Source organism: Hymenobacter duratus (genome assembly GCF_014698995.1).
Taxonomy (GTDB): Bacteria; Bacteroidota; Bacteroidia; order Cytophagales; family Hymenobacteraceae; genus Hymenobacter; species Hymenobacter duratus.
In genome coordinates this window covers 43,515-66,677 of the sequence record NZ_JACWZZ010000006.1, presented here as the reverse complement: position 1 = coordinate 66,677, position 23,163 = coordinate 43,515, and the positions used below count along the sequence as shown (strand labels likewise).

The following is a 23,163-nucleotide window of genomic DNA, read 5'->3' as shown; positions in this document are numbered from 1 at the left end:
TTCAGCCATGAAAAAGGGACTGTTTGTTGTGGTCCTGGCCGTTCTGGCCGGCACCACTTCCTACTTCGCTTCGGCTCAGATGGTCGTCAACGACCCGCCGCACATGGGCATCCACATCGGCCAGTTTGCCAAGCAGCTCAAGCAATGGGTCGAGACCGTCAAGAACTACCAGGTCATCAAGGACGCCCGGCAGATTGCCGGTGTCACTCGCGACATCACGGGTCAGGTAAAGCAGTTAACTTCCGAGGGGCTGGAGCTGCAGCGGCAGATTCAGGCCGACCTGCGCAAAGTAGCATCGGTGAAGGATTTGCGCTACGCCAACCCCTTGGAGCTGTTTGGCCGGGGCATGGCCATGAACACCAGCTCGCAGCCCGACTACATGCCGCCGGTGAACAAGGCCCGGCGCCTGCGCCAGGCGCTGCAGGGTCGCACTGAGCAGGACGTTGAAACGGTATACCAAGCCTTTTCCGGGCTGGATATCGGCCGCAACGGGGCCCAGTCCTTTACCTACCGTGACTATAAGAACATGCGGGAAGAAGCCTTCGCTTCGGCATACGCCTACGAGGAAGTGCTCAAGAAAAAGAACGTCGAAACGGCCTTCAACTACCAGAAGATTGCCGACGAGATGACTGCCCAAAGCGTGGAGCTCATGGCCACGTTGAAGAACCCGGGCCGCTATTCCATGACCGAGGCCGAGCGCCTGCGCGCCATGGGGCAGGCCAACGACAACATGGTAAAAGCCCTGCAGCTGCGCCAGGAAGCTGACCGGCTGATTCACGAAGCGGGCAAGCCCGGGCCGGCACGACAGGCGGTGGAAGGCGCTTACCGGGACCAGCTGCTGCAGAATCAGCTGTTAAAAAGCATTAGTCGCTCGGGAAGGTTCTAGCGACAATTCTGAATCGGGCCACTTAGGCAACAGCCCGCTCAATCTCCCGTCTCGTCCCAGCTTACTCGACCACCTCAAGGCCCAGCAGCTTCCGCACCCCGTTGTACAAGCGACGAATACGGGAGTTCCGGTAGCAGTCCTGGCAGTGGCTGAAGTTCCACAAGCAGTCCACCGTATCCGTGAACATGTGGAAAAGCAAGCCGACAGCGACAATTTGCGTTGCCGGCCACAGGAGCAGCAGCGCATACACCGGTATGATATGAAAGGAGTGCAACGGATGGTACCCCACGCTGCAGCGCAACGGGTCGAAGATGGGTTTTGCCAGCAGGTGGTCCAGGTCAATGGCCATTGTGGCCAACATAACCAGGTAAGCAGTCTGCCACACCAAGGGAAAAAACACCAGCGCCAACACGAGCGGAAAAACAAAGTGCAGGCCATAATGGACCAGCGTTTGGGCGCTGAAGAGCTTGGGGGAGGCAAACTGGCCGGGCCCGGGCGGGGCCATCGGCCGGATGGCGCTGCTTGCGGTATCTGCGGGCGTTGCTTTGGCCTGCCTGCTGCCCGGCCCGACTGCCGGTTTCTTCTTCTTGGCCACGCGGTCCCGCGTGCCGGAAGACGTAGCGCGCTCTTCTGCCTTTACCCGCCCCTGCTGGGTAGTGGGCTGCTCCCGGGCGGGGGTGACTGCCGCTGTATCACCGTGCTGGGCCTGTGGCGGGTGGTGGTACCCGGGGGCGGCCGAAAACTTGGGGACGACAGCCGATGACCGGCAACCGGCTAAGACCACACCGGTTGCCAAGACTAGAATGAGGCGGAAAGCAGGTAGTGCGAGCATGGGGGTTGTTAGGGCCACGTAGCGGGCGACGGTGGCCACCTCGGCCGGTAGCGGACTCAGGCCGCCGGATAGTGCTCTTGGCCACCCACCGTACCCTAAAAGCAAAAAGGCAGCTCCGCGAGAGCTGCCTTTTTTGTGGCTAAGCCAAGACCTAGCGGTTGCGCGTGAGCCAGTTCTGCAGGACGCCAATCTCCTGGCGCTGGTCGGCGATGATGGCCTGCGCCAACTGGCGCATCGTGGCGTTGCGGCCGTGCTGGAGCAACGCCTCCGAGTTGTCGATGGCCGCCTGGTGGTGGTCAATCATCATCTGGGCGTAGTCCACGTCGGTGCGCATGGTCATGGTGCGCGCGTTGCTCGCGGCCATCATGCGGTCCATGTTGGTTTTCTGAATTTGGTTGAACTGCGGTACCAGCGGCTGCGTGGGCTGGTGGTTGCTCAGGAACGAGTTGAACTGCGTGATTTCGGCGCGTTGCTTGGTGATGACGTCCTGAGCGATGGTTTTCATTTCCTGGTTGCTGCCCGCGCGAAGTTCTTCCTCGCTCATCTTGATGGCCGCGTCGTGGTGCAGCACCATCTGGGCGGCAAAGTCGTGGTCGGGGTCCTGGGTCTTGGCCTGCGCGTCCATCTGCGTCATCATGTCCATCATGATTTTCATCAGCGGAGTGTCATGCTTCATGTCGTCCATGTCGTGGTCTTTGCAGGCCGAAAACAAGGAAACCAGCACTAGCAGAGACAAAATAGGCAAACGGAATAAGCGGTTCATGCGCACGGTCGATGGGGTCTGATGGTAAGCAATATAAACGCCCTGGCTACCCGCCCGGTTTTTACACCGTTGGCCTTTTTGCTTGCATAATTTCCGAGGCTACAGCAGCGAGTCCAGGCTGCGCCGGGCATGGCTGGCGGGTCCGAGCCGTTGAAATTCCGAGGGCGTCAGGCCCGTCACCTGCCCAAACTGCCGCGAGAGGTGGGCCGGGGAGCTGTAGCCCAGCTGTCCCGCCACCTGGGCAATGGTCAGCTCGCCATAGCCAATGAGCTCCTTGGCGCGCTCCACCTTTTGGCGGATGATGAACTTCTCAATGGTCAGGCCTTCCTCGGAGGAGAACAGGTGCGACAGGTAATGGTAGTCGCGCCCCAGGTGCTGAACCAGGTAATCCGAGTAGGTGAGAAGGCGGGGGCCCGGCTCGGGATAATGAATGAGCGTCACCAGCAGGGTCTTAATCTGCTCCACGAGTTGGGCCCGCGGGTCTTCGAGCAGGGCAAAGCCCGCTGCGAGCAGGCTGGCGCGCACGGGCTCCAGGTCCGGCGCCTGGCCATCGGCAGTCGTCACGTCGGCCTCGCCCAGCACGACGCGCTGCACCTGCAGGCCCAGGGCCGTCAGGTCTTCCGTCACCACCCGGATGCACTGGGGGCAGACCATGTTCTTAATCAGCAGCCGGTGGGTGCCGGGGGCGGGCAGCGTGAAGCCGGAGCGGAGTTGGGAGTTCATGAGCGGCATCTATTTTACGACCAGGCTACCGCGCAGCATGCCCATGCCGCAGGTAAACGTAAAGGTACCGGCCTGCTGGGGCAGCAGCTCCACCAGCGTCGTTTTGAAAGCCGGCAGGTCGCGGCGGATGCTGAAGTCGGGCATGAGCAGCTCCTCCGAGCAGGAGTTTTCCTCGTCGCGGTAGAAGCTCAGCTGCACGGGCTTTCCGCGTTCCACTTCAATCACGTCGGGCGAGTAGCCGCCCTTGACTGTGATGTCCACTTCCTGCACGCCGCTGGAGGTAGAAACGGCCGCAGCCGTCTGGCGGGCGGAAAAGAAGAAGTACCAGATGACAAAAGCCGACAGTGCCAGGCCCGTCAGCGTCACGATGATTTCGGTGGTATCCATGGCTTAGTTCTTAGCGGGGGAGAAGCTGCGCAGGCGCAGCGAGTTGGTGAGCACCGACACCGAGCTCAGGGCCATGGCCCCGGCCGCGAGCATGGGCGAGAGCAAAATGCCGAAGAAGGGGTAGAGCAGCCCCGCCGCCACCGGAATGCCCAGCGTGTTGTAGATGAAGGCGAAAAACAGGTTCTGCTTAATAGTGCGGATGGTCTGGCGCGAGAGCTCAATGGCCGTGACCACGCCCTGCAAATCCGAGCGCATGAGCGTGATGCCGGCCGCCTCCATGGCCACGTCGGTGCCGCCGCCCATGGCCAAACCGATGTCGGCCTGGGCCAGGGCCGGCGCGTCGTTGATGCCGTCGCCCACCATGGCCACGATGCGCCCTTCGGCCTGCAGCTCTTTGACTTTACCGGCCTTGCCACTGGGCAGCACCTCGGCGAAGTAGCGCGTGATGCCTACCTGCGCGGCTACCTGGGCCGCCGTCTGGGGGTTGTCGCCCGTCATCATCACCACCTCGATGCCCATGGCCTGCAGGCGCTTGATGGCCGCAGCCGACGTGTCGCGCACGGTGTCGGCCACCCCGATGAGGCCCACGGCCTGCTGGTTAACGGCGACGTAGAGCACCGTTTTGGCCTGGCCCAGCAGCTCGTCAGCTTGCCGGCGCACGGCAGGCGAGAGGCTGATGCCGGCCTCGTCGAGCAGGCGGAAGTTGCCGATGAGCACGGCCTGCCCGTTGACGGACGCCTGCGCGCCTTTGCCCTCGATGGCCTGAAAACCGGTGGCCGGAATGGCCGGGGCCTGCTGGGCATCGGCGTAGCGCACCACGGCTTCGGCCAGCGGGTGCTCGCTCTGCCGCTCCACGGCGGCCACTACCTGCAGCAGCTGGCCCGCGTTCTGCCCCTCGGCGGGCACAAAGTCCGTCACGGCCGGTTCGCCACGCGTGATGGTGCCGGTTTTGTCGAGCAGCACGGTGTTTACCTGGTGGGCTTTTTCCAGGGCCTCGGCGTTGCGAATGAGCACGCCGTGCTCGGCGCCCTTGCCGGTGCTGACCATGATGGCCGTGGGCGTGGCCAGCCCCAGCGCGCAGGGACAGGCAATGATGAGCACGGCCACGAAGTTGACCAAGGCCAGCGGAAGGCGGGCTTCCACCGGGGCCAGGTCAAACCAGAGCACGAAGGTGAGGATGGCAATGACGACCACCGTGGGCACGAAAATGGCGCTGACCTTATCCGCCAGCCGCTGGATGGGCGCCCGGCTGCCCTGGGCGTCTTCCACCAGCTTCACAATCTGCGAGAGCATGGTGTCGGCCCCCACCTTGGTCACCCGGAAGCGGAACGAGCCCGTTTTGTTGAGCGTGGCGCCGAATACCGGGTCGCCGGTCTTCTTTTCCACCGGCAGGCTTTCGCCCGTGAGCATGGCCTCGTCCACGGCCGAGCGGCCTTCTTCAATAACGCCGTCGGTAGCTACCTTCTCGCCGGGGCGCACCACGACGAGGTCGCCCAGCTGCACCTGCTCGATGGGCACGTCCACCTCCTGGCCGTCGGGCCGCACCACCCGGGCCGTTTTGGCCTGCAAGCCCATCAGCGCCTTGATAGCGGCCGACGTTTGCGTCTTGGCCCGCAGCTCCAGCACTTTGCCCAGCAGAATCAGGGCAATGATGGTGGCCGTGGTGTCGTAGTACACTTCGGGCATCAGGCCCCGGCGCATAAACCAGCCCGGCACTACCGTAGCTGCGAGGCTATACAGAAAAGCCGCGCCCGTGCCCACGGCAATGAGCGTATCCATGTTGGCGGCGCGGTGCTTGAAGCCGTTCCAGGCCGAGGTGAAGAATTCGCGCCCGCTGTAGAACAGCACCGGCAGGGTCAGCACCAACAGCCCATAGTTCAGCCACTGCATGTTGACGCGGGCCATCATGGCGGGCCAGAGCATGAGCATGCTCAGGGGCATGATGACGATGGCCAGCACCGTGGCTACCCAGAAGCGGCGCTTGAGCTTGACGTAGGCGAGGGCCTTTTGCTGGTCAATTTCCGCCTGCCGGTCGGCGGCGCTGGTGTCTGGCGCGCGCTCGGTTACGCCGTAGCCGGCCTTGACTACGGCCTCTTTTAAGGTGGCCGGGGTGGCCTGGGCGGGCAGGTATTCAATCGTCGCTTTTTCGGTAGCGAAGTTGACCATGGCCCGCTGCACCCCGGGCGTGCGGGTCAGGGACTTCTCAACGAAGGACGCGCACGAGGCGCAGGTCATGCCTTCGATGTCGAGGGTTTCGGTCTTGGTCGTTGGTTCCATAGAAATAAGCAGCCGTAGTGCTGCATTGGGCCGGGAAACCCAAGGCTCCCTAGGCTAGAATGTACAGTACAAAGGAACGGCGCCCCTGCGGCGGGGTTAGTACGGAATCTCACCCGAAACTTGCATAATTTGCACGTTGCAGGTGGACAAGGGATTTACATAATCCGGCCGAAGGCTTGCATAATTTTGCGCTGCTTGCCGGGGGCTTTTTTCCCTGACTGCCGCCTAAAACAGCCTGATGGCCATTTGCGGTCCTTTTTCGCAGGTTAAGCGGCCACCCACAGGAACGGCCCGGAAACTCTTTATTTAGAAATGGGGTAGATAAGCGGTACCGCCTTTTCGTGGAGAAGTCTACTTTTGCGGTTGCTTAGCGCCTGTCATGTTCCGTAGCCTGTTCCCCTTCCGCCGTTTGCTGGCGACGAGCTTCCTGCTCGTCTTCGTCAACGTGTTCGTGGGCCAGTGCTACTGCGCCACGCTTAACCCAGTGCAAGCGGCCCCGGTGGCCAAGGTCACCCCGCCGCAGAAGCCTTCACACCCTGGCTGCCACGGTCACGGCAATGCCACGGCAAAGCAGCAACCCACCAAGACCAAGCAGGACCATGCCCAGCACAACTCCAAGCCCGTGGGCAAGGATGACTGCTGCAAGGACAACTCGGCTGCTATCCTTAAGTCCCTCACAACGCCAGCTGAAAAGCAGCTGATGACACCCGCGCCGGCCTTGTTGCCGGCCAGCAGCGACTTCTTTTTCCGGCCCGCTGCCGGACAGTGGGACCGCACCCACTCGGTCGTTCTGGTGCTCCGCGAGCACCTGCCCCCCAAAATACCCGACATCCGCATCTTTATTCAGTCCCTGACGGTCTGATTGATTTGACGCGCCCAAGGCTCGCCCTGGCATAGCTCTGCTATGTCCGGGGCGGGCCTTTGCATTGTCGTGTCCGCCCGGCGCTTAGCTGCCCCCTCCCTCCTTCATCTTCCTGGTTTTACCCTCGCCTGACAATGAAAAGTTGTTGCGAAGAAGCCGGCGCACCCGCCCCCCAAGGCCCGGTTCGCCGCCTGCTGTCCTACCTGCTCTACGCCGCGGTAGCTGCCGGGCTGGGCATCGTGCTCTGGCAGCAGTTTCAGGCCTAGCCGCCCGGCAGCAGCGCCCCGGACTACTGGATATAGTCTCCCCATCTGTTTAACCCCATTCCCCTTTTATGCACCGCATACCGCTTTCCCTGCTGGCCCTGGCCGGCCTGCTCACCGCCAGCAGCTGCTCGTCCGAAACCGAGTCCAGCAAAACCACCGACACCGTCACCACGCCCACCAACGGCCCGGCCGAAGGCACCGCCGAGCATGGCGGGGGCCACACCTACGCCTGCCCCATGCACCCGGAAATCACCAGCACCAAAGAGGGCGACAAGTGCCCCAAGTGCGGCATGAACCTGGAACACAACGACAAGGTGGCCAACGGCAAAACTTACGAAATGAAGCTGGTGCCCACGCCCACGCAGGTGACGGCCGGGCAGCCCACCACGCTGGCCTTCACGCCCGTGGAGACGGGCAAGGGCTCGGCTCCCGTGCCCCTGGACGTGGTGCACGAGAAGAAGATTCACCTCATCATCGTCAGCAAGGACCTGGGCCAGTTCTACCACGAGCACCCCGAGTACACGGCTGAGGGCGACTACAAAGTGCAGTACACCTTCCCCAAGGGCGGCGACTACGTGCTGTTTCAGGACTATACGCCTACCGGCTCGGGGCACCAGCTCGGTCGCCAGCCCCTCACCGTGAAGGGCGCAGCCTACGCACCGGTCAAGTTCAAGAACGACGACATGCAGTGGGAGAAGGACGGCTATAAGGCCACCCTCGCCTTCGACAAAGACCTGAAAGTGGGCCAGCTGCTGGGCATGAAAATCAACATCAGCAAGGACGGCCAGCCGGTGACGGACCTCGCCAACTACCTCGGCGCGCTGGGCCACGTGGTGGTCATCAGCGAGGACACGGAGCAGTACCTGCACGTGCACCCCAACGACCAGGCCGACAAGGGCCCGAACATCGGCTTCAACACCAACTTCGAAAAGCCCGGCCTCTACCGCGTGTTCCTCCAGTTTAACCACGCCGGTAAGATTCACACCGGTGACTTCACCATCAACGTGAAGGCCTAGCGTGTGGGCTGGCCCCCTTCCGGCTTGCCTCTCTCTTTCTTCCACTTTCCCCAACCACACCCATGAAAAAGTCCGCTTTTTTCCTCGCAGCCCTCTGCTCGGGCTCCCTGCTGGTTGCCAGCTGCAACAGCGACAAGGCCGCCGATTCGACGGCTACTACCACCGAAACGACCACCGCCGAGGGCACCGCCTCCGGTGACATGGCCGGCATGGACCACTCGGCTATGGGCCACGACGGGGCCACTGCGGCCGGCGACTCGCCGCAGCTGGTGGCCATGAACGAGATGATGCAGAAGATGCACGCCAGCAAGCCCAAGGGCAACACCGACCACGACTTCGCCCACCACATGCTGGAGCACCACAAGGGCGCTGTTGTCATGGCCGACATTCAGCTGCGCGACGGCAAAGACGCCACCATGCGCCAGATGGCCGAGAAAATCAAAGCCGACCAGCAAAAGGAAATCGCCGAGCTGGAAGCCGCGGCCACCCGCCTCGACAATGCCCCGACCAACTACAAGCCCAACGACCCCACGGACCCCTTCACCAGCAAGATGAAGGCCTCAATGGACGCCATGATGCCGATGCCAAAAACCGTGGCCGACCCGGACATGAACTTCAACATGCTCATGACCATGCACCACCAGAGCGCCGTGGACATGGCCAAGGCCGAGCTGGCCCACGGCAAGGACACCAAACTCAAGCAGATGGCCCAGCAGATAATAGATGCCCAGGAGAAGGAAATAGCGGCCTTCAAGGACTGGCACAATAAGAACGCCGACAAAATGTAGCCCGAAGGCTACTCCAACCCACTTTACTCATAACCCCCTCTTATGAAGATTTCGCAAGTTCTCGCCGCCGCTCTGATGCTGGCCGCCCCGCTCAACGTTGCCGCCCAGCACAGCCACAAGCCCGGCACCGCTGCCCACGGCCACAAAGCCGCCGGCGAAACCCACGCCCACAAATCCCCCCACGGCGGAACGGTCCGCACGGCCGGCAAGTACCACCTCGAACTGGTGCAGCAAGCCGGGGAGGTGCACGTGTACCTGCTCGACGCCAACGAGAAAACCATGCCCCTGGACCGTTCCACCGGCACGGCCATGCTGCTGAGCACGGCGGGCAAAACCACCAGCGTGAAGCTGACGCCCACCGGCGACCATTTCGTGGCCGCCGTGCCCGCCGGCACTACCCTGCGCACGGCCATCGTGAGCCTGAAAGCCAACGGCAGCTCGCTCAGCGCCCGCTTTGAAAAGCTCGACGCGGCGGCCAAAGCCAGCAAGGCCACGGCCGCCGCCTACACCTGCCCCATGAACTGCGAAGGCTCGGCCAGCGACAAGCCCGGCAGCTGCCCGAAGTGCGGCATGGCCCTGGTGAAAAAGTCATAGACGTCGCCTGCTTTTCGGACGCCGGGCGTCCGGACCCGCTTCGTCCGGGTCGTCTGCCGCTGCAACGGTAGGCGGCCCGCTGGCTCGCTCTAACCTGATTATATGAAGTATCTGAAATTGAGAAGTGGCGTGCGTTTCCTGCTGGTTCTGGCCCTTTTGCTGGGATTAGGTTTCGAAGCTGCGCGCGCCCAAACCATCATCAGCCTGGACAGCGCCGAAGCCCAGAGCCTGCGCCGGCACCCCCGGCTGCGGCAGTCAACCCAGGAAATTGAGGAGCAGCGCGCCCTCAAGCGGGGCTCGTTTGCGCCCGCCAACCCGGACTTTCTGTTCTCGGCCCCTACCGGCGAGATGTGGGCCCCGGGCGTGGTGCAAACCATCGACCTGCCCAACGTCTACCGCCAGCAGCGGCGCGTGGCGCAGGCCGGCATTACCCTGGCCGAGCGCAACCGCGACGTGAGCCGGGCCAGCGTGCTGCGCGACACCCGCCTGGCGTACCTGACCCTGCAATTTGCTGAGGCCCAGGTGCGGCAGCTCACCTACCAGGACAGCTTGTTTCGAGTGCTGCGGCTGGCCACCGAGCGTTTGTTTACGGCCGGCGAAGTCACCTCGCTGCAGCGCATCAGCACCGACGCCGAAGCCCGGCAGGTGACCGTGCTGCTGCAGCAAGCCACCGCCGACCGGCAGGCCGCCCAGCGCCGCCTGGCCTTGCTGCTGGGCCGCCCCAGCGAAGCCCTGGCCATCAGCACCGACCTGGGGCGCACCGGCGCGGAGTTGGCTCAAACGGGCACCGCGCTGCTCGCGGGCCTGCCCGCCGAGGACAGCACGGCCCTGGTGCGCAGCCCCACGCTGGCCGCCGCTGCCCAAAACGTAGCCCTGAGCCAGTCAGGCATCAGCCTGGTGCGGGCCCGGCGCACCCCGGCCCTCACGGTGGGTTACCAGAACCAGGCATTTGAGAATTCAGCCCTGAAATACCGCTTTCAATTCGGCCTGTCGGTGCCCATCTGGTTCTGGACCTACCGCTCCCAGCTGCAGGCGGCCACGGCCCGCTCCCAGGCCGCCGGCTACCAGCTGCAGGCCCAGCGCCTGGAGCTGAGTAGTCAGTACCAGCAGGCCCTGGCCGACACGCGCAAGTTCTCGGCCTCGTTGGGCTACTACGAGCAAACCGGCCTGCCCCAGTCGCGGGCCATCATCAGCCAGTCGCAGCGCCTGTTCCGGGCCGGCGAAGTGAGCTACCTGCAGCTCATTATGAGCCTGAACCAAGCCTTTGCCATCCAGAATACCTACCTGACGACCATTCGGGACTACCGCCAGGCCCTCATCGAACTTAACTACCTGCGGGGTGAATAACATGAAACAACTCCTGATTTTGCTCCTGGGCCTGCTTGTGCTGAGCGGCACGGCCTACGCCCACGGGGGCGAGGACCACGGCGACGGGCCCAAGGCCGGCACGGCCGCGGGCGCCACGTCCTTTTCCGTGGCCGCGCTCTCGGAACAGTTCGAGGCCTTGCTGCGCTACGAGCCCCTGGAAGGGGGTAAGCCCGCCGATTTGCGCCTGTTCCTCTCCGACTACGCCACCAACGCCCCGATCAAGGGCGCCAAGCTCACGCTCACCAACCCGGAAGATGCCACCCTGAAATGGGCCGTGAAAGAGCAGGAGCCGGGCGTGTACCTCGTCGAAGGCCAGTTTCCGGCCAACAAGGCTTACAGCTTCGCCCTCAACATCGTGGCGGGTGAGAAAGCCGATTTGCTCTTGCTCGAAGGCATCAAAGTAGGAGAGAAGCTGCCCGTCGCCGCGGCTCCCCACGCGGAGGCAACCGGGCTTTTTTCCTCCTGGAAAACCATCCTGGCCTTGGCCGGGGCCTTTGTGCTCGGCATCGTACTCACGGCCCTGCTCATGCGCCGACGCCGTCCCGAGCCCGTGCCCCAGACTTCCGAGCAGGCGTTGACCGCCAGCCGCCGCACCCCCTTCCCTTAATGCTACCCCGATATGAAAACCAAGCATAAAATCCTGGCCGTTACGGCCGCCGCGGGACTGGTCCTGACGGTGCTGCTCCCTCCACCGGGTTTGGTGCAGGCGCACGGTGGCGAAGACCACGGTGGCACGGCCAAAGCCAGCACCGGCGTGGCCCTTTCCGACGAGGTACTGCTGCCCAAGGAAAGCCAGTTCCTGTTTCAGGTGCGCACCAACCTGGCCGCCTTTTCCACCACCTACAGCCGGGCCACGCTCTACGGCACGGTGTCGGCCGCGGCCGGGGGCGAGGGCCGCATCGTGGTGCCCCAAACCGGGCGCATCGTGAGCCTCGCCGCGCAGGTGGGCAAAACGGTGCGGGCCGGGCAGACCCTGGCCGTCATCGAGCAAACGCTGGACGCCACCCAGCAAATCGGGCTCAGCACCGAGCGGGCCAACGCCCAGGCCGAGCTGCGCGCCGCCCAGCAGGACTACGCCCGCCTGCAGAGCATCGCCGACATCGCCGCCCGCAAGGACGTGGTGGCCGCCGAGCTGCGCCTGCGCCAGGCCCGCCAGAACGCCAGCATCTACAACGGCCAGGCCCAGCAGCGCCGCGTGAGCATCACCTCGCCCGTGAGCGGCACCGTGGACGTGTTTAATCTCGCTGTCGGTCAACAAGTCAACCAGGGCGACGAGCTGTTTCGCGTCATCAACCCCGGCAAGCTGCGCGTCGAAGCCCAGGTGTTTGCCCAGGATCTGGACAAAGTCACGCCCGGGGCCGTGTTCCGGGTGGAAGGCCTGCAGGGCCAGGCCGGCGTGCCCGCCCGCCTGGTGGTGTTCAGCAACGTGGTGAACCCGGTCAACCAAGCCCGTCAGCTGGTGCTGGAGCTCGACGCCCAGCAGGGCAGCGCCTACCGCGCCGGCCAGGCCGTGAACGTGCAGGTCGTGGGCCAGACCGGCGGGGGCAAGCCCCAGCTGGTGGTGCCCACCTCGGCCATCACCGATCTGAATGGCAAGCCCGTGGTGTTTGTGCACACCGAGCCCGAGCGGTTCAAGATTCGCTACGTGCAGCCCGGCGCCGTCAACGGCCAGCAGACCGTGCTGGTGCAGGGCGAAATCAACGAAAACGACCGGGTGGTCACCACCGGCACCTACCAGCTCAAATCCATTTACCTCAACCAATAAGTCCCGCTCCGCGGTGGCTTCTTTCTCCCTCCCCATGAAAAATCTTTTTGCTCTCGCGGTGCTGTCTGCCACGCTTCCCTTTGCCGCCGCCACGGCGCAAGCCCAGACAACTGCCGCGGCTGGTTCCGCCGATGAGGTGGCCGTGCGGGCGGTGCTGAGCAAGTACCAGCAGGCCGTGCAAAAGCTCGATACCACGGGCACGCACCGCCTCTTCACGGCCAACTCCCAGGTGTTCGAGTCGGGCGGGGTGGAAGGCTCCTACCGGCACTACGCCGAGCACCACCTGGCCCCGGAGCTCAAGGAGTTTAGCGCCTTCACCTTCAGCGACTACAAAGCCGCCGTGCAGGTAGACGGTCCTTATGCTTTTGCGACGGAAACCTACACCTACACCATTAACCTCAAGAAGGACCCCAAGGAGAAAGAGGCCAAGGCGCCCATCGTGCGCCGCGGGGTGGCCACGTCGGTGCTGCGCAAAAACGCCGCCGGCCAGTGGCAAATCATGAGCACCCACACCTCGGCCCGCACGCCCCGGGTCAAGAAATAAGACGCACAGGGCGTGCCCTGTCCGACCCACTGGCCCACCGGCCGGACTACACCGAAGTCGCCCTTGAGGCTCCTTCCACTTTGCGCTAATACCCCATGCTTGATAAGATAATTCGCTTTGCCCTGCAGAACCGGCTGCTGATGCTGGCCTTCGCCATGGGCCTCATCATTGCCGGTTCCTACACCGCCAGCCAGCTGCCGGTGGACGTGTTGCCCGACCTCGACCGCCCGCGCGTGACCGTGTTCCTGGAAGCGCCCGGCATGGCCCCCGAGGAGGTGGAGGCCCTGGTGACGCTGCCCGTGGAAACGGCCCTGAACGGGGCCACCGGCGTGTCGGCCGTGCGCTCCAACTCGGCCATTGGCCTGGGCATGGTGTTCGTGGAGTTCGACTACGGCACCGACATTTTCACGGCCCGCCAGATTGTGAGCGAGAAGCTGCAGACCACGGGCGAGCAGCTGCCCCAGGGCATTACGCCGGTGCTGGGCCCCATTTCCTCGGTCATGGGCCAGATTATGCTGGTGGGCTTGTCGGGCGGCAAACAGACCAACGCCGCCGATTTGCGCACGCTGGCCAACTACACCGTGCGGCAGCGCCTGCTCAGCATTCCCGGCGTGGCCCAGGTCATTCCCATCGGCGGCGACAACCTGCAGTACCAGGTGCTGCTGGACATGCCCCGGCTCAATGCCACGGGCCTGACGGTAAACCAAGTGGAGGAAGCCCTGCGTCAGTCCAACCTGAACACGACGGGCAACTTCATTGACCGCAACGGCTCGGAGGTGCTCATCCGCAACCTGGGCCGGCTGCGCTCGGTGGCGGACATCGAAAACATCATTGTCGGCTACCGCGAGCAGTCGCCCATCCGGGTGGCCGACGTGGCCAAGGTGGAGTTCGGGGCCCGCTTCAAGCGGGGCGACGGCAGCGTGAACGGCCGGCCCGCCGTGATTCTGAGCATCGAGAAGCAGCCCGGCGCGGCCACGGTGGGCCTGACAGCAGCCGTGGAAAAAGCCCTGGTGGAGCTGAAGCCTTCTTTGCCCAAGGACGTGCAGGTGAACACGCGCTTGTTCAAGCAGTCGGAGTTTATCGAGTCCTCGATTACCAACGTCGAGGAAGCCTTGCGCGACGGGGCCATTCTGGTGGTTATCATCCTGTTTGCCTTTCTGCTGAACGTACGCACCACGTTTATTTCTTTGGTGGCCATTCCGCTCTCGCTGCTGGTCACGGCGCTGGTGTTTCGCTTTGCCGGCATCAGCATCAACACCATGACCCTCGGCGGCCTGGCCATTGCCATCGGCGAATTGGTCGACGACGCCATCGTGGACGTGGAAAACGTCTACCGGCGCCTGCGCGAAAACAAGCAGCTGCCGCACCCGCAGCCGGTGCTCAAGGTTATTTACAAGGCCAGCTCCGAAGTACGCAACTCCATCGTGTACGCCACCATCATCGTGGTGCTGGTGTTCCTGCCGCTGTTTGCCCTGGAAGGCATGGAAGGCCGCATTTTTGCGCCGCTGGGCATTGCCTACATCACCAGCATTGTGGCCTCGCTGTTCGTGTCGCTCACCGTCACGCCGGTGCTCTGCTACTACCTGCTGCCCAAAATGAAGCAGATGGACCACCCCGAAACCGACGGGGGCCTGGTGCGCTGGCTTAAGAAAAAAGATACTCGCCTGTTGGGTTGGGGCCTGCAGCATCCCAAGGCCATCCTTGGGGTAACCGGGGCGCTGTTCGTGGCGGCCATGGCGCTGATTCCGTTCTTCGGCACCGAGTTTCTGCCGCCCTTCAACGAAGGCTCGCTCACGGTCAACTTCTCGGCGCCCGCCGGCACCTCGCTGGCCGAGTCGAACCGCCTGGGCACGCTGGGCGAGCAGCAGATGCTTAAGATTCCGGAAGTGGCCTATACCGCCCGCCGCACCGGCCGCGCCGAATTGGACGAGCACGCCGAGTCGGTGAACAACTCGGAAATCGAAGTGGCCTTCAAGACCGAAGAAGAGCTGGAGAAGGAGGGCAAAACCATGCGCAGCCGCGACGAAATTCTGGCCGACATGCGCGACAAGCTGAGCTTGATAACGGGCGTGAACGTCAACATCGGCCAGCCTATTTCCCACCGGCTGGACCACTTACTTTCTGGTGTGCGAGCGCAGGTAGCCATTAAGGTATTCGGCAACGATTTGCTGGAGCTGCGCCGCTACGCTAACGAAGTGCGCGCCGTGGCCGGCACGGTGCCCGGGGTGGTCGATTTGCAGGTGGAAAAGCAGGTGCAGATTCCCCAACTGCTCATCCGGCCCAAGGACGACGCTTTGCGCGCCTACGGCATGGCCCGCGGCGAAGTGGTGCGCGACCTGGAAACGCTGTTCCAAGGCGCCGTCGTTTCGCAGATGCTCGACGGCCAGAAGCGCTTCGACCTGGTGGTGAAGCTGCCCGAGCAGCAGCGCAACGACATCGCCGCCATTCAGCAGACGCGCATCGAAACGCCTTCCGGCGCCATGATACCCGTCAGCCAGGTGGCCGACATCGTCTACGAGCCGGGCCCCAACACCGTCAACCACGAGAACACCCAACGCCGCATCACCATTTCCCTGAACGTAGCCGAGCGGGACCTGGGCTCCACGGTCAAGGAAATCCAAGCCAAGGTGAATTCGCAGGTGAAGCTGCCGCCGGGCTACTACCTCACATACGGCGGGCAGTTTGAGAGCCAGCAGTCGGCCTCCCAGAAAATTCTGTGGCTGAGCCTGTTTTCGCTGGCGGGCATCTTCTTGGTCTTGTTCTCCCATTTCAAGTCCAGTTACATGGTGGGGCAGATTATGCTCAACATTCCGCTGGCCCTCATCGGCTCGGTGGTGGCGGTACTGGTCACCGGCGGCACGTTCAGCATTGCCTCGCTCGTGGGCTTTATTACGCTCACGGGCATTGCCTCGCGCAACGGCATCATGATGATTTCGCACTACATCCACCTCGTGGAGCACGAGGGCGAAAAGTTCGGCCTGCCCATGATTATCCGCGGCTCCCTGGAACGCCTGGTGCCGGTGCTGATGACGGCCCTGGTGGCGGCGCTGGCCCTGGTGCCGCTCACGCTGGCCAAGGACGCGCCGGGCAAGGAAATTCTGTACCCGGTGGCCACCGTCATTCTCGGCGGTCTGCTCTCGTCTACCTTCCTCGACATCATCGTGACGCCCGTGGTATTCTGGCTGGTGGGCGAAAAAGCCCTGGCCCAGTACTTCGCCTCGCACCAGGAAACGGGCCTGGACGACCACCCGCAGGAACTTGACGCGCAGCCGCTCACCCCGCCTTCGGATTTGAATCCGGTGCTGCCCACCCGTTAAGCGATGCTGCACGCCTTTCTGCATATCACGGTGCCGGGGCTGTATGCCCTGGCCTTTCACCGCCCCCACTGGCGGCGGGTGTGGCTGGTGCTGGCCAGTGCCCTGCTGCTCGACCTGGACCACCTCTGGGCCACCCCCTTCTACGACCCGGGCCGCTGCAGCATCAACTTCCACACCTTTCACACCTACTGGGCCATCGGCGGCTACGTGCTACTGCTGCTACCCGCCCGCACGCGCATCTGGGCCGTGGGCTTCCTGCTGCACATGGTGCTGGACTACACCGAATGCTGGCAGCGCGGCATTTACCTGCCTTAACCTCGCTTGCTGATGCCTAATCGCTCCGCTTCTGCTTCGCCCACCACTGTGCTTTACATCAAGCACATGGTGTGCGCGCGCGGTATCCGGGTGGTTCGGCAGGAGTTGGAAGGGCTGGGCTTGCAGGTGCTCGACGTGCGCCTGGGCGCGGCCACGGTGGCGGGCACGGCCGAGGAGCTGGACTGGCCCCGCCTGCGGGCCACGCTGGAAGCGGCCCGGTTTGCGCTGCTCGAAACCTTTCACCAGACCCTGGTGGAACGGGTCAGCGTGGCGGTGAACCGCCTGCTGCGCGAGCCGGGCGAAAGCCTGCGTCACCGGGCTTTTGGGGCGGCGCTGGCCCGGGAGCTCGGCTTGACCTACGGGCAGCTCAGCGCGGCCTTTGCCCGCTTGGTGGGCGATAAGACGCTGGCGGCCTACATCCTGAGTCAGCGCCTGGCTTATGCGCAGGAGCTGCTGCTTTCTTCCTCCCTGAGCGTGGGCCTAATTGCCCGGCACCTGGGCTACACCAGCCTGGCGCACTTCTCCGGCCAATTCCGGCGCTTGGCCCGCTGTTCGCCTTCCGCATATCGTCGGCTGCTGCGGGCCGAAAGGGCTCCGGTGGTAGGGGAGGAGGCCCCAAATCATGCAAGGGAAGAAGACTAATATGTAAAACCTTGGGCCACAGAGAAGGTATACTTAGGCAGCGACCCGGTTGGGTTGCCTTGTTCGTTCACCTACACCCCTTTCCCATGCATACACAAAACCAAAGCCTGCTCGACGCCCTCAATGCCTGTATCGCCGCCTGTGAGCATTGTGCTACGGCCTGCCTGCAGGAAGACAACGTGAAGATGATGGCCCGCTGCGTGCTGTTGGACCGCGACTGTGCCGACATCTGCGCCCTCACCGCCCGCTTCACTGCCCGCGGCTCGGAGCACGCCGCCCATCTGCTACGCGAGTGCGCTGAAATCTGCAAGGCCTGCGCCGACGAGTGCGAGAAGCACGGCGCTCACTCCGAGCACTGCCGCCAGTGCGCCGAGGCCTGCCGCCGCTGCGAGCAGGCCTGCCGCCAGGGCATTGCTGCTTAAATATCCTCGATACCATGGGAAGCCAGCTCGTCGCGTACGGGCTGGCTTTTTCGTGGGCCCCGGTGTGTTAATTATGCTGGTTCGCGGCCTAATTCTGTACGCCGGGCCTGGGCGACACCCCTACTTTTGCGGGGTCCTTCACCCGCCCCAACTGCCTCGCTGATGACAATGGCTCCCGCCCTGCGCAAGTTCATGCTCACCGCCCACATCACGTTCTCGGTGGGCTGGCTCGGCGCCGTGGCCGTGTTCCTGGCCCTGGCCATCACCGGCCTGACCAGTTCTGATGCGTTGCTGGTGCGCACGGCCTACCTGGCCATGGGGCTGAGCGGCTGGTTTGTTATTGTGCCCTCCAGCCTGGCCGCGCTGGCCACCGGCGTGGTGCAGGCGCTGGGCACGCCCTGGGGCTTGTTTAAGCATTACTGGGTGCTGGTCAAGCTGGTGCTCACGGTAGCGGCCACGCTGCTGTTGCTGCTGCACATCCAGCCCATCGCCTACCTGGCCGAGGTAGCCGCCAAAGCCGACCTCTCGGCAACTGACCTGCGCGGGTTGCGCCTGCAGCTGCTGGCCGATGCCGCGGCCGCGCTGGTCGTGCTGCTGGCAGCCACCGCCATTTCGGTGTACAAGCCCTGGGGCCGCATTGGTAAGTGGCGGCTGCAAAAGCAGGCGCATGCCCAAGCCGTGGCCGCGGGCCACGCAACTGCTATGCCCACCCCCTGGGGCCGCTATTTGCTCATCGCCGGGCTGGTGCTGCTCCTACTCTTTGTCATCGGCAAACACTTGCTCGGCGGGGGCATGGGCCACCATTAAAGCTAGCGTGCGACGTGTCAGGCAGGCAAAGGGGGATTAGCTGCTACAAATCATGCAAGCCTGAAGCCTAATTGTGTACCCCTTCCCGGGCACGTGCCGCTACTTTTGGGTGTTTTAATTCCGAACCCGCCCACCACGGGCGCCACGCATTTACTCCCATGAAAACGCTCCAATTCAACACCAACATCAACTGCGGCGGCTGCATCAAAGCCGTAACGCCCACCCTCAACGGCGAGAAGGCAATTGCCTCCTGGCAGGTCGACACGGCCAACCCCAACAAGGTGCTCACCGTGACCGGCGACGTGACCGAGGAGCAGGTGCTGGCGCTCGTAGAAGATGCCGGCTTCAAGGCTGAAAAGGCTTAGACATTTTAATGAGTGCCACCCACGGAGTACGGACCGTGGCTGTTTGAACTACCCCACGGCCGTACCCGGCGGGCCCATCTTAACCACCAGAACCGATGAAACGCAAGATGATGATGTTCGGCGCCGCGGCGCTGCTCTCCGGCGGCGCCTTGTTTGGCTTCACCAGCCCAACCCCGACCGCGGCGGATTGTCCACTGAAGGGCACCCCCGATTGCCCGCTGGTGCAAAACTGCGCCCAGGCCGGCACTCCGGCCTGCACGGCGGGAGCCCCTAGCTGCTGCGCGGCCAAGTAAGCTGCCCACGCTCGTGTAAAACGCCCGGCCCCAGTAGGTCGGGCGTTTTTCGTTTTAGCGTTTCCTGGGACGGCCTGTAGTCAGGACCAGGTTGCTTGAAATTATGCAACCGTGCGGCCGTTTGCGTGTAAACATTGTCGCGGTTTGACTACGTATGGTACCCAACAGGGAAAGCAACGACCGCCTGGCTAGGACCAGTGGTCAGCGCGGCCTCTCCATTACCCATTGGGATTTGCCCCGGCACTGCTGCTTGCGGTCAGCCGGGGTTTTTCCGTGTACCGGCCTTGGCTCATTCGGCTCTATGTTTTCAGATTTTCCCAATCTGCACCCCCTGGTGGTGCACTTGCCCATTGTCCTGATACTGCTGGCTGCGGCATTGCAGGCCCTGCTGGTATTCAAGGACTGGCCCCAGGTGCGCTGGATTGCCTTGGCCGTGATGGCTGGGGGCTTTGCCGGGGCGGTGGCGGCCAGCACCGTGTTTCATGCGGCGGCAATTGGCCTTTCGCCCCGGGCAGCGGCCGTGTACGCGGCCCACGAGCAGTTCGCCGGCTACACCACCTGGCTCTCGGGCATCACGCTGCTATTGGCCGGCATCGGGTTTTACTTTAAGGTGCAGCGCCGGGCCTACGAGGTGCTGGTGCTGGTGGCAGCCGTGGCGGCGGCCGGCGCGCTTTCCGTGGCCGGGCACCGAGGTGCGCAGCTGGTGTACGTCGAGGGCGTGGGTCCCAAGGGCAACCTGCTCGATAAAAGCCACGGCCACGGCGGGGAGGATGCCATGCCCGGCATGGACATGCCGGCTTCCGAAGCGGACGCCCACAACGAGGAGGTTGGCCCAAGCGACGGGACTCGCCCACCATCAGTGGCTACGCCAGGTACCTCCCCGGCCAGCATGGAAGGCATGAACATGGGCCCCGGCCCGCAGGCCGCCCAGCTAGGTCAGCGCCGTCAACCCATGGAACAAATGGAAGGCATGAACATGCCCACCCAACGGCGCGGCGGCCAACCGCAGCCGGCGCCGGCAGGACGGGCCGCCCAGCAGGGAGCCATGGCCGATATGCCGGGGATGAACATGCCCGGGATGAGCACGCAACGTCCCTCCGGCCAAGGCAGCCCGCGCAAAGCGCCGCCCGCCCCGATGGACATGGGCAACATGCCCGGCATGGACATGGGTCCTGCCCGCTCGAAAAACACCTCCCCAAGCAAACCCGCCATAGGTACTATGAAAGGCATGGAAAACATGCCCGGCATGCAGCCCGCCGGCGGCCAAAAGCCTGTGACAACGCGCCAGCAGATGGACGATATGTCCGGAATGCCGGGCATGAAAAAGGGCGAGGCTATGCCCGGTATGGGCGATAGGAAGGGAATGGAGAAGCCCGGAACGGGCGCCATGCCGGGCATGCCGGGAATGGCCATGCCCAGCAGCCCCATGGATAAGTACCGGTTCGAGGACAACAACCCGGCCCGCAGCACCCCCAAACGCGACAAGTAACGACCGATGCGAATACTCTTTCTACTGGCTGCCCTGCTGGCCGCCATGCCCGCCTGGGCGCAGCACACGCCGGGCATGCGTATGGGCAAAAGCGCCGAGCCTCACCTGACCCAGTCTGCGCCCCCGGCTGCTCAGCTGCAGGGCAAGGTCGTGACGCCTCGCACGAGCTACGTGGGCAAGCGGGTGGAGTACGACCTGTACGTGGACGAGCGCCTGGTCAACTTCACGGGCCGCACCCGCCGGGCCATCGGCATCAACGGCCAGATTCCGGCCCCCACGCTCACCTTCAACGAGGGGGACACCGCCGTGATTCGGGTGCACAACCAGATGCACATGGAAACCAGCATCCACTGGCACGGCCTGCTGCTGCCCAACGAGCAGGACGGCGTGCCCTACCTCAACACGGCCCCGGTCGAGCCGGGCGGCACCCACACGTTTACGTTTCCCCTGATTCAGAGCGGCACCTACTGGTACCACTCCCACACCATGCTGCAGGAGCAGGACGGCGTGTACGGCTCCATCGTCATCCACCCCAAGCGCATTCCCTACGAGATGAGGGAGTACGTGCTGGTGCTCTCCGACTGGACCGACCACAAATCCAAGGAGGTGCTGCGCTACCTCAAGCGCACCGGCGAGTGGTTCGCCGTGCAGAAAGGGGCTACGCAGAGCTACGGCGAGGCCCTGGCCGCCGGCTACTTCAAGGACAAGCTCAAGCAGGAGTGGGGCCGCATGCCGGCCATGGATTTGACGGACATCTACTACAACAAATTCCTCACGAACGGGCAGGAAAAGGGCTATTTCAAGGACGCCAAGCCCGGGGAGGTGGTGCGCCTGCGCGTCATCAACGGCAGCGCCTCGTCCTACTTTTACCTGCAGTACGCCGGCGGTCCTATGCAGGTCATCGCCGCCGACGGCATCAACGTGGAGCCCTTCCCCGTCAACAAGCTCGAAATAGCCACGGCCGAAACCTACGACCTGCTGGTCACGGTGCCCGCTGTGGGCGCGGCCGAGTTTCGGGCCACGGCCAACGACATCACCGGCTACACCTCCACCTTCATCGGGCAGGGCGAGCCGATGAAAGCCCCGGACCTGCCCCGCATCAACTACTTCCAGATGATGCGGGAGATGAACAGCATGGAAGGCATGAGCGGCATGGACATGGGCGGCGCCGGCATGACCAAAGAGCAGGGCAGTGGGGAGATGAAAGGCATGGACATGGCGGGCCACCAGGGCCCGAAGCCAGCCAGTCCGGCTGCTGGTTCGCCCATGCCGGGCATGGACATGCAGCACGGCGCCGCGCCCGCTGCCACGGCCCCCTCACCGCAGAGCCGGCCCGAAAATGCCCAGGAAAAAGCTGGCAAAAGCATGGGCAGCATGCAGGACATGGGCGGCATGGCGGGCATGGACATGGGCGGTATGGCCGGGATGAGCGGCATGGGCGGCAGCGCCGGCGACTTCAACTACAACATGTTGCGGGCCCTTAACCCCACCACGCTGGATTCGACCAAGCAGTGGCGGGAAATCAACCTCACCCTGACCGGCAACATGCTGCGCTACGTGTGGTCGTTTGACAACAAGACCCTCTCGCAGGCCGACAAGATTCCCATCCGCAAGGGCGAGAACGTGCGCATGACCTTTACCAACACCACCATGATGCGCCACCCGCTGCACCTGCACGGGCACTTTTTCCGGCTCGTGAATGCCCAGGGTGCTTATTCGCCGATGAAGCACACCTTCGACATTCAGTCCATGGGCAAGGTCACCATCGAGTTCGACGCCAACGAGGAACAGGACTGGTTTTTCCACTGTCACATCCTCTACCACATGATGGCCGGCATGGCCCGCATCGTGAGCTACGAGGGCACCCCGCAGAATGAGTACGCCCGCACCGACTACAAAGAGCTGAAAAAAGAAGACAACCAGCCTTACCTCTGGGCCGACCTGATGGCGCACTCGCAGGGCGCTTTTCTGGAAAGCACCCTGTCCAACAACCGCAACGCGCTCGAATTCGAGGGCCGCGTGAACTACCAGGGCAACTTCGAAACCGAAACCCACCTGCTGCGCTACCTCGACAATCGGCAGTTTCTCGCCGCCTTTGTCGGCTTTGACTACCGTAACAACCGCACGCTGCTCGCAGAGGGCGAGCGGAACACCAAAAACAACCGGCGGGTGTTCGACGTGGGCCTGTACTACCTGCTGCCCCTGCTCGTGCGCTCGGAGCTGCGCCTGGACAGCAACGGCAAGGTGCGCCTGCAGCTGGAGCGCACGGACCTGCCCCTAAGCAACAACTTCTTCGCCGACCTGCTGGTGAACACGGACCGGGAATACAACGTCGCCTTCCGCTACATGGTCAGCAAGTATGTGTCCTTGAGCACCAACTACGACAGCGACTACAAGTGGGGCGCCGGCCTGACGCTCCATTATTAAGCGCCCAAAGGCCTG

24 protein-coding genes are annotated in these 23,163 nt (G+C 63.5%); 19 read left to right on the top strand and 5 right to left on the bottom strand.

The features are described 5' to 3' along the window. Nucleotides 1–7 precede the first annotated feature (7 nt). Nucleotides 8–886, top strand: a complete 879-nt coding sequence (locus IC231_RS19515; protein WP_190786149.1) for a hypothetical protein — start codon at nucleotides 8–10, stop codon at nucleotides 884–886. A 61-nt stretch (nucleotides 887–947) separates the two neighbouring features. Here IC231_RS19515 and IC231_RS20125 read toward each other — a convergent pair whose 3' ends face one another. The 5 genes from IC231_RS20125 to IC231_RS19490 all read right to left on the bottom strand — a co-directional run bounded on the left by IC231_RS20125 (nucleotide 948) and on the right by IC231_RS19490 (nucleotide 5,868). Beyond that, nucleotides 948–1,718, bottom strand: coding sequence for a DUF6122 family protein (locus IC231_RS20125; protein WP_211539208.1), 771 nt, complete (start codon nucleotides 1,716–1,718; stop codon nucleotides 948–950). Nucleotides 1,719–1,869: 151 nt separating this feature from the next. Continuing rightward, nucleotides 1,870–2,481 carry a DUF305 domain-containing protein gene (locus tag IC231_RS19505; protein ID WP_190786148.1) on the bottom strand — a complete coding sequence of 204 codons (612 nt, stop codon included), beginning with the start codon at nucleotides 2,479–2,481 and terminating at the stop codon, nucleotides 1,870–1,872. Between the two features lie 99 nt (nucleotides 2,482–2,580). After that, the gene (locus IC231_RS19500) at nucleotides 2,581–3,204 is read right to left on the bottom strand and encodes a helix-turn-helix domain-containing protein (protein WP_190786147.1); all 624 of its coding nucleotides are present in this window, start codon (nucleotides 3,202–3,204) and stop codon (nucleotides 2,581–2,583) included. A gap of 9 nt (nucleotides 3,205–3,213) precedes the next feature. Beyond that, the gene (locus tag IC231_RS19495) at nucleotides 3,214–3,591 is read right to left on the bottom strand and encodes a cupredoxin domain-containing protein (RefSeq protein ID WP_111480601.1); all 378 of its coding nucleotides are present in this window, start codon (nucleotides 3,589–3,591) and stop codon (nucleotides 3,214–3,216) included. 3 nt (nucleotides 3,592–3,594) lie between these two features. Further along, nucleotides 3,595–5,868, bottom strand: a complete 2,274-nt coding sequence (locus IC231_RS19490; protein ID WP_190786146.1) for a heavy metal translocating P-type ATPase — start codon at nucleotides 5,866–5,868, stop codon at nucleotides 3,595–3,597. Between the two features lie 379 nt (nucleotides 5,869–6,247). Here IC231_RS19490 and IC231_RS19485 point away from each other — a divergent pair, with 379 nt between their 5' ends. From IC231_RS19485 to IC231_RS19405, 18 genes are all read left to right on the top strand, one after another. Continuing rightward, nucleotides 6,248–6,730: a hypothetical protein gene (locus IC231_RS19485; protein WP_190786145.1), complete on the top strand. Its 483-nt coding sequence runs from the start codon at nucleotides 6,248–6,250 to the stop codon at nucleotides 6,728–6,730. Nucleotides 6,731–6,864: 134 nt separating this feature from the next. Beyond that, nucleotides 6,865–6,996 (top strand): hypothetical protein, encoded by a 132-nt coding sequence (locus tag IC231_RS20270; RefSeq protein ID WP_262892781.1) that lies wholly within the window; start codon nucleotides 6,865–6,867, stop codon nucleotides 6,994–6,996. Nucleotides 6,997–7,064: 68 nt separating this feature from the next. Continuing rightward, a complete protein-coding gene (locus IC231_RS19480) occupies nucleotides 7,065–8,012 on the top strand; it encodes a heavy metal-binding domain-containing protein (RefSeq protein ID WP_190786144.1) in 948 nt (315 codons plus the stop codon). A gap of 62 nt (nucleotides 8,013–8,074) precedes the next feature. Further along, entirely contained in the window at nucleotides 8,075–8,800 is a 726-nt protein-coding gene (locus IC231_RS19475; RefSeq protein ID WP_190786143.1) for a DUF305 domain-containing protein, read from the top strand. A gap of 42 nt (nucleotides 8,801–8,842) precedes the next feature. After that, nucleotides 8,843–9,394 carry a heavy metal-binding domain-containing protein gene (locus tag IC231_RS19470; RefSeq protein ID WP_190786171.1) on the top strand — a complete coding sequence of 184 codons (552 nt, stop codon included), beginning with the start codon at nucleotides 8,843–8,845 and terminating at the stop codon, nucleotides 9,392–9,394. Nucleotides 9,395–9,496: 102 nt separating this feature from the next. Further along, nucleotides 9,497–10,741, top strand: coding sequence for a TolC family protein (locus tag IC231_RS19465; protein ID WP_190786142.1), 1,245 nt, complete (start codon nucleotides 9,497–9,499; stop codon nucleotides 10,739–10,741). A gap of 1 nt (nucleotide 10,742) precedes the next feature. Beyond that, the gene (locus tag IC231_RS19460) at nucleotides 10,743–11,369 is read left to right on the top strand and encodes a hypothetical protein (protein ID WP_190786141.1); all 627 of its coding nucleotides are present in this window, start codon (nucleotides 10,743–10,745) and stop codon (nucleotides 11,367–11,369) included. Nucleotides 11,370–11,381: 12 nt separating this feature from the next. Continuing rightward, entirely contained in the window at nucleotides 11,382–12,527 is a 1,146-nt protein-coding gene (locus IC231_RS19455) for an efflux RND transporter periplasmic adaptor subunit (protein ID WP_190786140.1), read from the top strand. 34 nt (nucleotides 12,528–12,561) lie between these two features. Then, a complete protein-coding gene (locus IC231_RS19450; protein ID WP_190786139.1) occupies nucleotides 12,562–13,071 on the top strand; it encodes a YybH family protein in 510 nt (169 codons plus the stop codon). 95 nt (nucleotides 13,072–13,166) lie between these two features. Then, complete coding sequence (locus tag IC231_RS19445; protein ID WP_190786138.1) at nucleotides 13,167–16,388, top strand: efflux RND transporter permease subunit; 3,222 nt, start codon at nucleotides 13,167–13,169, stop codon at nucleotides 16,386–16,388. A 3-nt stretch (nucleotides 16,389–16,391) separates the two neighbouring features. Further along, nucleotides 16,392–16,703 carry a DUF6122 family protein gene (locus IC231_RS19440; protein ID WP_111480612.1) on the top strand — a complete coding sequence of 104 codons (312 nt, stop codon included), beginning with the start codon at nucleotides 16,392–16,394 and terminating at the stop codon, nucleotides 16,701–16,703. A 12-nt stretch (nucleotides 16,704–16,715) separates the two neighbouring features. Continuing rightward, nucleotides 16,716–17,345, top strand: coding sequence for a helix-turn-helix domain-containing protein (locus IC231_RS19435; RefSeq protein WP_190786137.1), 630 nt, complete (start codon nucleotides 16,716–16,718; stop codon nucleotides 17,343–17,345). Nucleotides 17,346–17,431: 86 nt separating this feature from the next. Continuing rightward, nucleotides 17,432–17,767, top strand: coding sequence for a four-helix bundle copper-binding protein (locus IC231_RS19430; RefSeq protein WP_111480614.1), 336 nt, complete (start codon nucleotides 17,432–17,434; stop codon nucleotides 17,765–17,767). A 168-nt stretch (nucleotides 17,768–17,935) separates the two neighbouring features. Further along, complete coding sequence (locus tag IC231_RS19425) at nucleotides 17,936–18,574, top strand: hypothetical protein (RefSeq protein WP_223831498.1); 639 nt, start codon at nucleotides 17,936–17,938, stop codon at nucleotides 18,572–18,574. A gap of 158 nt (nucleotides 18,575–18,732) precedes the next feature. Further along, on the top strand, nucleotides 18,733–18,939 hold the full coding sequence (locus IC231_RS19420) for a heavy-metal-associated domain-containing protein (protein WP_111480615.1): 207 nt from the start codon (nucleotides 18,733–18,735) through the stop codon (nucleotides 18,937–18,939). A gap of 95 nt (nucleotides 18,940–19,034) precedes the next feature. Beyond that, nucleotides 19,035–19,232, top strand: coding sequence for a hypothetical protein (locus tag IC231_RS19415; RefSeq protein WP_073289192.1), 198 nt, complete (start codon nucleotides 19,035–19,037; stop codon nucleotides 19,230–19,232). Nucleotides 19,233–19,533: 301 nt separating this feature from the next. Continuing rightward, the gene (locus IC231_RS19410; protein WP_190786136.1) at nucleotides 19,534–20,721 is read left to right on the top strand and encodes a DUF2231 domain-containing protein; all 1,188 of its coding nucleotides are present in this window, start codon (nucleotides 19,534–19,536) and stop codon (nucleotides 20,719–20,721) included. A gap of 6 nt (nucleotides 20,722–20,727) precedes the next feature. Then, a complete protein-coding gene (locus tag IC231_RS19405; protein WP_190786135.1) occupies nucleotides 20,728–23,148 on the top strand; it encodes a multicopper oxidase domain-containing protein in 2,421 nt (806 codons plus the stop codon). The last annotated feature ends 15 nt before the right edge of the window (nucleotides 23,149–23,163 follow it).